Origin of the sequence: Polynucleobacter sp. AP-Kaivos-20-H2 (assembly GCF_018882215.1) — a bacterium.
Taxonomy (GTDB): domain Bacteria; phylum Pseudomonadota; class Gammaproteobacteria; order Burkholderiales; family Burkholderiaceae; genus Polynucleobacter.
The window spans coordinates 146332-159498 of the sequence record NZ_JACVOX010000003.1 but is presented as its reverse complement, the minus strand read 5'-3'; the positions used below and the strand labels follow the sequence as shown (position 1 = coordinate 159498).

At 46.5% G+C, this 13167-nt stretch carries 9 protein-coding genes; 4 read left to right on the top strand and 5 right to left on the bottom strand.

Annotated elements, in window-relative coordinates; all coding sequences use genetic code 11:
* From ubiE to ICE89_RS09380, 3 genes are read right to left on the bottom strand one after another with little or no spacing between them, the layout of a single operon-like run.
* Complete coding sequence (gene ubiE / locus ICE89_RS09390; protein ID WP_072582714.1) at positions 1-744, bottom strand: bifunctional demethylmenaquinone methyltransferase/2-methoxy-6-polyprenyl-1,4-benzoquinol methylase UbiE; 744 nt, start codon at positions 742-744, stop codon at positions 1-3.
* Positions 744-1142, bottom strand: coding sequence for a gamma-butyrobetaine hydroxylase-like domain-containing protein (locus tag ICE89_RS09385; protein ID WP_216265689.1), 399 nt, complete (start codon positions 1140-1142; stop codon positions 744-746). The genes ubiE and ICE89_RS09385 overlap by 1 nt, the downstream gene beginning before the upstream one ends.
* Positions 1142-4981, bottom strand: a complete 3840-nt coding sequence (locus ICE89_RS09380) for an FAD/FMN-binding oxidoreductase (protein WP_216265688.1) — start codon at positions 4979-4981, stop codon at positions 1142-1144. Before ICE89_RS09380 ends, ICE89_RS09385 begins: the two co-directional genes overlap by 1 nt.
* Positions 4982-5115: 134 nt before the next feature.
* Between ICE89_RS09380 and ilvA the strand changes: the two genes are divergently transcribed.
* The 3 genes from ilvA to queF are packed head-to-tail and all read left to right on the top strand — an operon-like array spanning position 5116 to position 8396.
* The gene (gene ilvA, locus ICE89_RS09375; protein ID WP_216265687.1) at positions 5116-6636 is read left to right on the top strand and encodes a threonine ammonia-lyase, biosynthetic; all 1521 of its coding nucleotides are present in this window, start codon (positions 5116-5118) and stop codon (positions 6634-6636) included.
* 10 nt (positions 6637-6646) lie between these two features.
* Positions 6647-7555: a 5'-nucleotidase gene (locus ICE89_RS09370; protein ID WP_215360353.1), complete on the top strand. Its 909-nt coding sequence runs from the start codon at positions 6647-6649 to the stop codon at positions 7553-7555.
* A gap of 13 nt (positions 7556-7568) precedes the next feature.
* Positions 7569-8396, top strand: a complete 828-nt coding sequence (gene queF, locus ICE89_RS09365) for an NADPH-dependent 7-cyano-7-deazaguanine reductase QueF (protein WP_216262805.1) — start codon at positions 7569-7571, stop codon at positions 8394-8396.
* Between the two features lie 93 nt (positions 8397-8489).
* Here queF and ssb read toward each other — a convergent pair whose 3' ends face one another.
* Positions 8490-8945: a single-stranded DNA-binding protein gene (gene ssb / locus ICE89_RS09360; RefSeq protein ID WP_215321062.1), complete on the bottom strand. Its 456-nt coding sequence runs from the start codon at positions 8943-8945 to the stop codon at positions 8490-8492.
* An 81-nt stretch (positions 8946-9026) separates the two neighbouring features.
* Positions 9027-10211 (bottom strand): MFS transporter, encoded by a 1185-nt coding sequence (locus tag ICE89_RS09355; protein ID WP_216265686.1) that lies wholly within the window; start codon positions 10209-10211, stop codon positions 9027-9029.
* Between the two features lie 37 nt (positions 10212-10248).
* Here ICE89_RS09355 and uvrA point away from each other — a divergent pair, with 37 nt between their 5' ends.
* On the top strand, positions 10249-13149 hold the full coding sequence (gene uvrA / locus ICE89_RS09350) for an excinuclease ABC subunit UvrA (RefSeq protein WP_216262807.1): 2901 nt from the start codon (positions 10249-10251) through the stop codon (positions 13147-13149).
* Positions 13150-13167 lie beyond the last annotated feature (18 nt).

Sequence of the window (13167 nt, the reverse complement as noted above, 5' to 3'; positions counted from 1 at the left end):
TTAGTATTTAATACCAATATGTAAGGCAACGATACCCCCAGTCATCCTGTGGGTTTCCACTTCATCAAAACCAACCCCCAGCATCATTTCTTTGAGGGTTTCTGCATCAGGATGCATACGAATCGATTCAGCTAAATAGCGATAGCTTTCCGAGTCTTGCGCAATCTTTTCGCCCAACCAAGGCAAAACCTTAAATGAATAAGTGTCATAAACGGGTTGCAAAAAGGCATCAGGCTTAGAGAATTCCAAAACCAAAACGCGGCCACCTGGCTTGATTACGCGGCACATTTCACCTAAAGCGATTTCTTTATGTGTCATGTTACGCAAACCAAAAGCAACGGTCACCACGTCAAAATGATTATTCGGAAAAGGAATTTTTTCGGCATCAAACTGAACGCAAGGCAAAGCCATACCGCGATCCAATAGACGGTCACGCCCCACACCCAACATAGAAGCGTTGATATCACTTAACCATACTTGAGCATCTGGGTTGCGCCCCCAATCAGCGGCTTTTGCAAAAGCCGCAGCGAGATCACCAGTTCCGCCAGCAATGTCCAAGATCTTTTGGCCAGGACGAACATTTGCACGAGCAATCGTCACTTTTTTCCAAACCCGATGCAGGCCGAATGACATCAGGTCATTCATAACGTCGTACTTGCTGGCTACCGAATGAAAAACCTCGGCAACCTTGCCGGCTTTTTCAGCTTCATCAACACTTTGATACCCGAAGTGCGTTTTACTCATTAGTGACTTCCACAAGAATGGCCTGATGCACTGCCTGCTTGTGTCATCGGTGTATCGCGGTCTAAGCCAGCAGCGGCCAATTTATCTAAATGCTCTTTCCATAATTGCTCTTGGTTCTCACACAGAAACAATAAGTAATCCCAGGTAAACAAGCCAGAGTCATGACCATCCGAAAAGCTGGGCTTGAGTGCGTAGTGCCCTACAGGTTCAATGTTAGCAATCAAAACATCACGCTTGCCCGTCTGTAATGTTTCCTGCCCTGGCCCATGGCCCTGAACTTCAGCGGAAGGAGATAAAACCCTTAACAATTCAAAAGGCAAACGATAGGTATTGCTGTTCTCATATGAGAGCTCCAATACCTTGGACTGTTGATGCACAACGATATTGCTCGGAATCATTAAACGAGGACCCTCTCAATACCACCTTGGTTGGCCTTGGCTACATAGTCCTGCATCCAGTCTTTACCAAGTAGCTTCTGAGCCATTTCAACAACGATGTAATCGGCCGTGGTGTCACTATCTGCATCAAAACGTGTCAAGCCTTGTAAGCATGATGGACAGCTAGTTAATACTTTGACCTCACCAGTGAAGTTGTTTTTGCGCAAATCAGTCGCTGCTTTTTCCATCTCAATCTGTTTACGGAAACGCACTTGAGTAGAAATATCAGGACGTGTGACTGCCAACGTGCCAGATTCACCGCAGCAACGATCATTCTTCGCAATCGCTTTGCCATCTTCGAGCTGAATTAACTCATTCACCGTCTTCAGAGGGTCTTGTAACTTCATTGGGGAGTGGCAAGGATCGTGATACATGTACTTCACGCCTGTTACGCCAGAGAGCTTCACGCCCTTCTCTGCCAGGAACTCATGAATATCAATAATGCGGCAGCCAGGGAAAATCTGTTCGAACTGGTAGCCCGCTAACTGGTCATAACAAGTGCCACAAGAAACAACCACGGTCTTGATATCCAAGTAATTGAGGGTATTGGCAACACGATGGAATAACACACGGTTATCCGTGATCATCTTCTCTGCTTTATCAAAGTCGCCATTACCACGCTGTGGGTAGCCGCAACAGAGATAGCCTGGTGGCAGAACCGTTTGAACGCCAACATTCCACAGCATGGCTTGAGTAGCTAGCCCAACTTGCGAGAACAAACGCTCAGATCCGCAACCCGGGAAGTAAAACACTGCCTCAGTGTCTGCAGAAGTTGTCTTAGGATCACGAATAATGGGAACGTAGTTTGCATCCTCAATATCCAACAAAGCACGCGCTGTTTTCTTAGGAAGATTGCCAGGCATCTTCTTATTTACAAAGAAAATCACCTGCTCTTTAACGCTCGGCTTTCCTACCGTTGCTGGCGGATGAGCAGTTTGTTGTTTTGCAAACTTGCGCAAGACATCATTACCCAAACGCTGTAACTTATAACCCCAACCAATCATGGTCTTGCGAGCGAGATTAATCGATTCTGGGCTGGTGGCATTCAAGAAGAACATGGATGCTGCAGTGCCAGGATTAAAGCTCTGCTGCCCCATCTTACGCAAAAGATTACGCATGTTCATGGTCACATCGCCAAAGTCGATATTGACCGGGCATGGAGTTAAACACTTATGACAAACCGTGCAATGCGCTGCGACGTCATCAAACATTTCCCAATGGCGAATCGAAACACCACGTCGAGTTTGCTCTTCATATAGGAAGGCTTCAATCAAAAGTGATGTTGCGAGGATTTTGTCGCGTGGGCTATAGAGCAAGTTTGCACGTGGTACATGGGTTGAACAAACAGGCTTACATTTGCCGCAACGTAAACAATCTTTTACGCTATCGGCAATGGCACCAATATCGCTTTGCTGCATGATGATCGACTCATGGCCCATCAAACCAAAGCTAGGCGTGTAGGCCATGCTCAGGTCAGCATGTGGCATCAACTTGCCTTTATTAAAGCGGCCTTCTGGATCAACGCGATTCTTATAGCTGCGGAAGTCCTTGAGTTCAGCTTCAGTTAAATATTCTAATTTAGTAATACCAATGCCATGCTCACCAGAAATCACACCGTCTAATGATCGGGCTAATTTCATGATCCGATCTACAGCACGATGCGCATCTTGCAACATCTCGTAGTCATCCGAATTGACCGGAATATTGGTGTGAACGTTTCCGTCGCCAGCATGCATGTGCAAAGCTACGAATACACGCTTACGCAAAATCTTTTTGTGAATTGCTTCTAGCTCGGCCAGAATCGGCTCAAACGCCAAACCACCAAAGATGATGCGCAATTCAGAGCGCACTTCCTCTTTCCATGAAGCGCGCAGACTGTAATCCTGCAGACGCGGGAAATAAGAGTCCATCTCAATGAGCCACTCAGCCCAACGCCCGCGGACTTTGGCGATGAGTTCTAAGGCTTGCTGAACACGATCTCCCAAGATTTCTGCTGTAGGAATCTCATACTCAGCATCACTCTTACCTAGCGGTAATGCGCTCTTTTTCAAGAAAGTCTCAAGACCATCAAGTACTTGCAACTTGTTTTTAAGAGAGAGCTCAATATTGATGCGATCGATACCGTCGGTGTACTCGCCCATACGTGGCAAAGGAATCACGACGTCTTCATTAATCTTAAAAGCATTTGTATGACGGGCAATCGCAGCAGTGCGGGCACGATCAAGCCAGAATTTCTTACGAGCTTCAGCGCTGACTGCAACAAAGCCTTCGCCAACTCGTAAGTTCGCCATCCGTACTACTTCACTCGAAGCTGCAGCAACACCTTCTTCATCATCGCCAGCAATGTCGCCAATCAACACCATCTTCGGCAGGCTATTGCGCTTTGATTTGGTGGAGTAACCCACCGCCCTTAAATAGCGATCGTCTAAGTGCTCGAGACCGGCCAAGATTGGGCCGCCTTGCTTGCTTAAACCATCCAAGTAAGCCTTGATTTCTACAATACTTGGAATAGCTTCACGCGCTTGACCAAAAAACTCCAAGCAAACTGTGCGCATAAATTTAGGCATACGATGTAATACCCAAGTTGCGCTAGTAATCAAACCATCACAACCTTCTTTTTGCACACCAGGTAAACCTGATAAAAATTTATCAGTAACGTCTTTACCTAAACCTTCTTTGCGGAAACGTCTACCTTCAACTTCTAATAATTCTGTTTTCAGAATGCGTTGACCAGGCTCGCTATTGCCATCAGACCAAGTGAGCTGAAAACGGACAGTTGCCACATCATGGATCTTGCCCATATTATGTTCAAGACGCTCGATGTCCAACCAATTGCCTTGCGGATCCACCATGCGCCAGCTAGCCAGATTATCTAAAGCAGTTCCCCAAAGAACCGCTTTCTTACCACCCGCATTCATAGCAATATTGCCGCCAATACAACTTGCATCGGCAGAAGTAGGATCAACCGCAAACACAAGCCCAGCATGCTCTGCAGCATCAGATACGCGACGGGTCACAACGCCTGCACCAGTAAAGATAGTAGATACTTCGCGATCTAAGCCTGGCAGTTTTTTAGCTTTTACACCACCAATATCTTGCAACTTTTCTGTGTTAATTACTGCAGACATTGCATACAGCGGAATAGCGCCACCGGTATAACCAGTACCCCCTCCACGAGGAATAATGGTCAGCCCTAATTCAATACAAGCTTTCACCAAACCGGGAATTTCAGATTCGTAATCCGGCTTTAGAACAACGAGTGGAAACTCAACACGCCAGTCTGTTGCATCAGTAACGTGAGCTGCACGAGACACACCATCAAAACAAATATTGTCTGCAGCAGTGTGGCGGCCTAACTCCTTACGGGCACGCTTACGAATCACTTCAACTTCTTTAAATCCGTTTTCGAAATTTTCGATTGCGCGATAAGCGGCACTTAATAGAATTTCTACTTGGTCAGCAGAATCGCCACTATTACGCTTCTTGACTTCACCCAAGCGATGCCAAAGAGCATCGATTAATTGTTTGCGGCGGTCGGGACTGTCCAGCAAATCATCTTGCAAAAAAGGATTGCGCTGCACCACCCAGATATCACCCAGAATTTCAAATAACATGCGAGCGGAACGGCCTGTACGGCGAACGCCACGCAAGTTATTGAGAACACGCCATGATTCCTCGCCCAATAGGCGAATCACAATCTCTCGATCGGAAAAGGAGGTGTAGTTGTAGGGAATTTCGCGAAGACGGGGGGAGCCCGCCTCAGCATCCAACAACTGGTTCAAAGCTAATGGTGCGTTCATAGCGACATATTTGATAAATAAGCATTTTAATTGAGTGAACCTGATAGTGGCAGGATTCCGAGAAAGTTGCTCCTCAAAGGGATAAACCCTTGCAAATCTAAGGGCTTAGGAGCCATCCGTGGTACGCTCATCGGATGGCAACGAACTATTTAAAGAAAATTTTATCGGCTCGCGTCTATGACGTAGCCAGAGAAACCGAACTTCAGCTCGCCCCAGAACTGACTAAGCGTTTGGGCAACCAGGTCTTACTCAAAAGAGAAGATAACCAGCCGGTTTTCTCCTTCAAACTCCGTGGCGCCTATAACAAAATGGCCCATTTACCCCCGGAATCCTTAAAACGCGGGGTTATTACAGCTTCCGCAGGCAATCATGCTCAGGGCGTAGCCCTATCGGCAGCCAAAATGAAGTGCAAAGCCGTCATCGTGATGCCGGTCACGACCCCTAGCGTCAAAATTGACGCAGTCAAGGCAAGGGGCGGATCCTGGGTGGAGATCATTCTTCATGGTGAATCCTATAGTGACGCCTTTAAACATTCTGAGATTCTCGGCAAAAAACGGGGCTTAACTTTCGTTCACCCCTTTGATGATCCTGATGTCATCGCAGGTCAAGGAACGATTGCCCACGAAATTTTTACTCAATACGAAAAACCCATCGATGCAGTATTTGTAGCTATTGGTGGTGGTGGTTTGATTTCCGGCATTGGCGAATACATCAAAGCTGTTAGCCCTAAAACAAAAGTGATTGGCGTTCAAGCCTCTGACTCCGATGCCATGAATCAATCACTCAAAGCAAATAAACGTATTGAAATGAAAGACGTGGGTTTGTTCTCAGACGGTACTGCAGTGAAATTGGTTGGCAAAGAAACATTTCGTATTTGCAAAAAAGTAGTGGACGAAATCGTCACCGTCGACACAGATGAAATCTGTGCAGCTATTAATGATGTATTTACCGACACCCGCAGCATTCTTGAGCCCGCTGGCGCACTCGCCATTGCAGGCATGAAGAGGTATGTCGAGAAAAAACGTATCAAGAAGAAAACCCTAGTGGCTGTGGCTTGCGGGGCAAACATGAACTTTAGCCGCCTCCGCTTTGTAGCTGAACGAGCAGACGTTGGTGAGTTCCGTGAGGCGGTGTTTGCAGTCACCATTCCTGAAGAACGCGGCTCTTTCAAACGCTTCTGCGAATTACTCGGCAAACGTAACGTTACTGAATTTAACTATCGTATCGGTGATCAAAGTGAAGCGCATATTTTTGTTGGCATCAGCACACAAAAATCGGGTGATAGCGAAGCGATTGCAAAGCATTTCCGCAAAGCCAAGTTTGCAACGATTGATCTCACGCATGACGAGCTAGCAAAATCGCATTTACGTCATATGGTTGGCGGGCATTCTGCACTGGCTAAAGATGAATTGCTCTATCGCTTTGAGTTCCCAGAGCGCCCAGGTGCTTTGATGAAGTTCTTAACCAGTATGGCTCCTAACTGGAATATCAGCCTATTTCATTACCGCAATCATGGTGCTGACTATGGCCGCATTCTGATTGGTATTCAAGTACCGAAAAATGAGCAGAAGAAATTCCAAACCTTCTTGGCAACCTTGGGTTACCCACACTGGGATGAAACCAATAACCCTGCGTATCGCTTGTTCCTAAAATAAGTCCAATTTAATGTCATACACACTCACCGGAAAACTCGTCGTCGCGATCTCTTCGCGTGCCCTGTTTGATTTCGAGGAAGAAAATCGCATCTTCGAATCAACTGATGACAGCGCTTATATGAAGTTGCAGTTAGAGCGCTTGAGTGAGGCTGCTCAAAAAGGGGTGGCATTCCCTTTGGTAAAGAAACTCCTCGCTTTTAATGATGAGGGTGAGCAACGTGTTGAAGTAGTGATTCTTTCTCGCAATGATCCAGTAAGTGGCCTGCGTGTATTCCGCTCCGCCGAGCATCATGGCTTACATTTAGAGCGTGGCGTATTTACCAGGGGCAGACCTCCGTATCACTATCTGCGCTCTCTACATGCCAACCTCTTCTTATCTGCAAATGAAGATGACGTACGAGCAACGATTGATGCAGGCTTTCCTGCGGCTCGTGTGTATCCAGAGTCCAGCAAAACCGCGGAGTCTCATCCTAATGAAATCCGTATTGCATTTGACGGAGACGCTGTCCTTTTCTCTGATGAAGCCGAACAAGTCTTTCAGAAAAAAGGTCTTGAAGCTTTTGTGGATCACGAAAGCAAGAAGGTCGATATTCCCTTGCCTCCCGGCCCATTCAAACCATTGCTAGAAGCCCTACACAGACTGCAACGCTCCACTAGTGAAAACGGTATGCGCATTCGCACAGCCTTAGTGACAGCACGCTCTGCACCCGCCCATGAACGAGCCATTCGCACGCTGATGGCATGGGGTATTGATGTAGATGAAGCAATGTTTTTAGGCGGCCTCTCGAAGAGCGAGTTCTTACGAGAATTCGAACCCGACTTTTTCTTTGATGATCAAACCGGTCATTGCCAATCAGCAGCCTCTGTTGCACCAACAGGCCATGTGGTATCTGGCGTATCAAATAATCCTAAGAAGTAAGCGAAATACTGTAATGGCAACCTTAACCCTCGGACAATCAACGCAATATCCAGATCAATATGATCCGAGTTTGCTGTTTCCCATCCCCAGAACTGAGAACAGAAAGAAGTTAGGCCTTAAAGAAGGTCAAGCCCTACCTTTTGTTGGTGTTGATATTTGGAACGCCTTTGAACTGGGCTGGCTCAATCAAAAGGGTAAACCACAAATTGCTTTGGCAGAGTTTCAGATTCCTGCAGACTCACCGAACATGATTGAGTCCAAGTCATTCAAGCTTTATCTCAACAGCCTTAACAGCGCACGCTTTGAGGATGAGAATGAAGTTAAGGAGCGACTCATTACTGATTTATCTGCAGTTGCTGGCAGCAAGATCGCCACCCGCATTAACCCAACAGAAGCAGTCTCTAAAAAAGGGATGCAAGAAATGGGTGGCATTTTGATGGACAGATTAGACATTGAAGTAGATCCAAACCTACCCGCAGACCCAGGCCTACTCGGAGTCAATGAATCCTTTGGCCCAATAGAGCAGTGTCTTGTCTCACATCTTCTTAAGTCCAATTGCCCAGTTACCGGTCAACCAGACTGGGCGAGCGTGCAAATTCGTTACCAAGGCAGACCGATTCTTGAAGAGGGTTTATTACGCTACCTCATTGGCTTTAGGCAGTTAGGCGAGTTCCACGAGCATTGCGTGGAAACCATCTTCACCGATATCAAGCGTCAGTGCAAACCGGAGAAGCTATCTGTATATGCGCGCTATACACGGCGCGGTGGCCTAGACATTAATCCTTTCCGCACCGATCACAATTCACCCTGGCCAGATAATATTCGGCACGCAAGACAGTAGCTTTATTGACATGTAGGCAAATAAAAACCCCTTGTAGGAAATCCTAGAAGGGGTTTTTGGTATTACGGTAATTACCGCACTAGTTGCAATTACTTAAAACGGAATATCGTCGTCCATTGCACCTAATGATGCAGCGTTTGATGCTGCTGGAGCAGACTGCTCAGCCGGCTTTGAGCGACTATAGCTTTCACCGCCATCGCCGCTTCCGCCTACTGGCTTACCACCAAGCATTTGCATAGTTTCTGCAACGATCTCTGTGGAATACTTTTCTTGGCCACTAGCGTCAGTCCATTTGCGTGTACGCAAACGACCTTCAACATAAACTTGTGAGCCTTTTTTGAGGTACTGACCAGCGATTTCTGCAAGCTTGCCAAAGAATGCAACACGGTGCCATTCTGTGGTTTCTTTCATTTCGTTGGTTTGTTTATCTTTATAGCGGTCAGATGTTGCTACTGAGATATTTGTCACTGCGTCGCCACTTGGCATATAACGCGTCTCTGGATCACGTCCTACGTTACCTACGATGATGACCTTATTTACCGAAGCCATGTTGTCTCCCGAAGAAAAATACTACTGTTATTACTGCTAAAAAATAAACTGCTCGCTTTAATTTAATCAATGAAGCTGCGCTTATGTCGTTGTGCTTACACCCTTGGAATCTGCTGCTCTCGTTGGCATTTCACCCATCGACCAAGCAATTATAAGCCAGCAGACCAGGAGTACCGCACCCATCGCAAAGACCGATAAATTACCATGGCTATCCATTAAATAGCCCCCAACCACTGCACCTGAAAATAGCCCAATGGATTGCGTAGTGTTGTAAATACCTAATGCAGTGCCTTTAGATTCTTTAGCAAAACGCGACACCAAAGAGGGTTGCAAAGCTTCAAGTAAATTAAAGCCAACAAAATAAACTAATAATGCAGTAGCAATAGTCATTACTGAATTTGCTTGAGTAAAAATCCACTCTGCTATCAAGAGTAAAACTATTGCCGCCAACAACACTGTTCTTAACTTTTGCTTCTTCTCACCATAAATAATTGCAGGGGCCATCAAAACAAATGACAACAGCACTATAGGAAGATAAATTTCCCAATGGGAGGAAAGTGGCAAACCTGCATCGACCAGCAATCGCGGCACCACTAAGAACATTGCCACCTGGGTTGCATTTAATACAAATACACCAACATTTAAACGCATCAACTCCGGACGAAAGAATACCTCCTTCAAGGAAGCTTGTTGAACTTCGACTTCAGGATGAGTGCTCGGCAAAACGTAATACGTCACCAACATTGCTATCGCCCCAAGAATCGCCAACACTACAAACATTCCACTTAAGCTAATCACTCGGTAAATGGGTGCGGCAATCACTAAAGATAGGGCGAATGACAGTGCAATACTTCCCCCCACTATAGCCATGGCACGGGTTCGTACTTGTTCACGCGTGAGATCGGCAACCCATGCAGAAACAGCGGCAGATATCGCTCCTGCACCCATAACACCTCGCCCAATAGCAATCCACAATAAATCATCCTTAGTGGCAGAGATCAAAGCACCAGCAATAAACAATGAAAGACCCCATAAAACCACTGGTTTACGGCCAATTCGATCGGATAAACGCCCCAAAGGGATGTGAAAACAGGCCTGAACAATATTGAAGATTCCGAGGGTCAAACCTACCAAAAAGGCCTGTTCACCGCCAGGCAAACCACGCGCGTGAATGCTAAAGATGGGCAATAGCAAGAACAGACCCAGCATACGGAGGCCAAATATGCCTGCCAAGGCCAGAGTGGAGCGAAGTTCAGAAGGATTCATGGGAAAGAGCTATATTAACAAGTTACGCTAAAAAATCATGAATAACGAAATCAAGATCCGCGGTGCCCGCACCCACAACCTCAAAAACATCAATCTAGACATCCCTAGAGAGAAACTCGTCGTCCTGACTGGCTTATCTGGCTCAGGCAAAAGCTCATTGGCTTTTGACACGCTGTATGCAGAAGGCCAACGCCGCTACGTAGAATCTCTCTCAGCTTATGCCCGTCAATTTTTGCAACTCATGGAAAAGCCAGATGTCGATACGATTGAAGGTTTATCACCTGCAATCTCGATTGAGCAAAAAGCAACGAGCCATAACCCACGCTCTACGGTAGGTACCGTTACAGAAATTCATGATTACTTGCGTTTGTTATTTGCACGCGCAGGCACGCCGCATTGCCCAGACCATGATCTGCCTTTAGAGGCGCAAAGTGTCTCTCAGATGGTCGATACCGTGTTGTCGATGCCTGAAGATACGAAGTTGATGATTTTGGCTCCAGTCGTGAGCGAGCGCAAAGGTGAATTCGTTGATCTCTTTCAAGACCTGCAGGCACAAGGGTTTGTGCGATTTCGCGTTCGCTCTGGTGGCGGCACAGCAAACGCAGCAAAAGCCGAGATTTTTGAAGTGGATCAATTACCAACTCTCAAAAAGAATGATAAGCACTCTATTGAAGTAGTAGTGGATCGCATTAAAGTGCGCCCTGATATTCAGCAACGTTTGGCAGAATCTTTTGAGACAGCCTTACGTTTGGCGGATGGCAAAGCCATGATCGTCGATATGGATACTGGCAAAGAGATGATTTTCTCTAGTAAGTTTGCTTGCCCAGTTTGCTCATACTCATTACAAGAATTAGAGCCACGCCTCTTCTCCTTTAATAACCCGATGGGTGCGTGCCCTTCATGCGATGGACTTGGACACCAATCCTTTTTTGATCCAAAACGTATTGTCGCCCATCCTGATTTATCACTCGCTTCAGGCGCTATTAAAGGCTGGGATCGCCGCAATCAGTTCTACTTCAAACTCCTTCAGACCCTTGCCAAACATGGCGGATTTGATGTGGAGAAGCCATTTGAGACCCTCAACAAGAAACAACAAGATCTGATTCTCTTGGGCTCTGGCGATGTCACTATTCCTTTCGAGTACATCAATGAGCGTGGCAAGAACAGCATTCGCGAACATGCTTTCGAAGGCATTGTTGCCAACTTTGAAAGACGCTATCGCGAAACTGACTCCATGACAGTTCGTGAAGAACTATCGCGCTATCAAAATGTTCAAACCTGCCCCGAATGTAATGGCAGCCGTTTACGAAAAGAAGCTCGCTTTGTCAAAGTGGGTGAGAAGAAACAATCTCGTGCCATCTATGAAATTAGTGCCTTACCACTCAAAGAAGCCAAAGAATATTTTGAAACACTGGAACTCAAAGGTGCCAAACGAGAAATCGCTGACAAGATCGTCAAAGAGATTGGCGCACGTTTACGCTTCTTAAATGACGTAGGCCTAGACTACCTTTCACTCGAGCGTAGTGCCGACACTCTTTCTGGTGGAGAAGCCCAACGCATTCGCCTGGCAAGCCAGATTGGCTCTGGTCTGACAGGGGTAATGTATGTATTGGATGAGCCCTCTATTGGCCTGCATCAACGAGATAATGATCGCCTGATTGGCACCCTGAAGCACCTGCGTGATTTGGGTAATAGTGTTTTAGTCGTTGAACATGATGAAGATATGATTCGCGCCTCTGACTGGGTGATTGATATCGGCCCCGGTGCTGGCGTTCATGGTGGTGAAGTAGTTGCTCAAGGTACGCCTGCTGAAGTTGAGGCAAACCCAAATTCCTTAACAGGTGCTTACCTTGCAGGCCGTGAAGCAATTGCGGTTCCAGAAAAACGTATTCCTGTAAATGATCGCTTTTTAGAAATCATTGGTGCGCGCGGCAATAACTTGCAATCTGTTCATGCAAAAATCCCCGTTGGTTTGTTAACTTGCGTTACTGGTGTATCAGGCTCCGGTAAATCCACCTTAATTAACGACACCCTGCATCATGCAGTTGCTCAGCACCTCTATGGCTCCAATGCAGAGCCTGCAGCGCACGATGCAATGAAGGGTTTAGAGCATTTCGATAAAGTCATTAGCGTTGACCAATCTCCTATTGGTAGAACACCGCGCTCTAACCCAGCTACCTACACGGGACTATTTACCCCGATTAGAGAACTCTTTGCCGGTGTTCCTGCCTCACGCGAGCGTGGCTATGAAGCCGGTCGCTTCTCCTTTAACGTTAAGGGCGGTCGCTGTGACTCTTGCGAAGGCGATGGCGTTCTCAAAGTAGAGATGCACTTCTTGCCTGATGTTTATGTACCTTGCGATGTTTGTCATGGAAAGCGTTACAACCGTGAAACTTTAGATATTCGCTACAAGGGCAAGAATATTCATGAAGTACTCTCGATGACAATCGAACAAGCCCATGAGTTCTTTGAAGCGGTGCCCGTTGTAAAACGCAAACTAAAAACACTGCTTGATGTTGGTCTAGGTTATGTAAAGCTTGGACAAAGCGCGACAACGCTTTCTGGTGGAGAAGCGCAACGCGTGAAACTCTCTCTTGAGCTTTCTAAGCGCGACACCGGCAGAACCTTATATATCCTGGATGAACCTACTACTGGCTTGCATTTCCACGATATTCAGTTGTTGCTAACTGTGATTCAAACACTCAAAAAACAAGGCAATACGATTGTCATCATTGAGCACAACCTTGATGTAATTAAGACTGCGGATTGGATTATTGACTTAGGGCCTAAGGGCGGCGCCGGTGGTGGGCAAATCATTGCTACTGGCACACCAGAAGATGTAGCGAAAAATGAGTTGAGTTTTACAGGTCACTACTTAGCGCCATTACTAACTCGCAAAGCGCCTACTCCTTTAGCCGGTAAAAAGAAAAGTAAGTAAAGCAATAAAAGCGCGCAG

Coding starts and splice junctions, on each gene's coding strand:
- ICE89_RS09370 (WP_215360353.1), top strand. CDS start 6,647: ATGTCATACACACTCACCGGAAAACTCGTCGTCGCGATCTCTTCGCGT.
- queF (WP_216262805.1), top strand. CDS start 7,569: ATGGCAACCTTAACCCTCGGACAATCAACGCAATATCCAGATCAATAT.
- ilvA (WP_216265687.1), top strand. CDS start 5,116: ATGGCAACGAACTATTTAAAGAAAATTTTATCGGCTCGCGTCTATGAC.
- ICE89_RS09355 (WP_216265686.1), bottom strand. CDS start 10,211: ATGAATCCTTCTGAACTTCGCTCCACTCTGGCCTTGGCAGGCATATTT.
- ssb (WP_215321062.1), bottom strand. CDS start 8,945: ATGGCTTCGGTAAATAAGGTCATCATCGTAGGTAACGTAGGACGTGAT.
- ICE89_RS09380 (WP_216265688.1), bottom strand. CDS start 4,981: ATGAACGCACCATTAGCTTTGAACCAGTTGTTGGATGCTGAGGCGGGC.
- uvrA (WP_216262807.1), top strand. CDS start 10,249: ATGAATAACGAAATCAAGATCCGCGGTGCCCGCACCCACAACCTCAAA.
- ICE89_RS09385 (WP_216265689.1), bottom strand. CDS start 1,142: ATGATTCCGAGCAATATCGTTGTGCATCAACAGTCCAAGGTATTGGAG.
- ubiE (WP_072582714.1), bottom strand. CDS start 744: ATGAGTAAAACGCACTTCGGGTATCAAAGTGTTGATGAAGCTGAAAAA.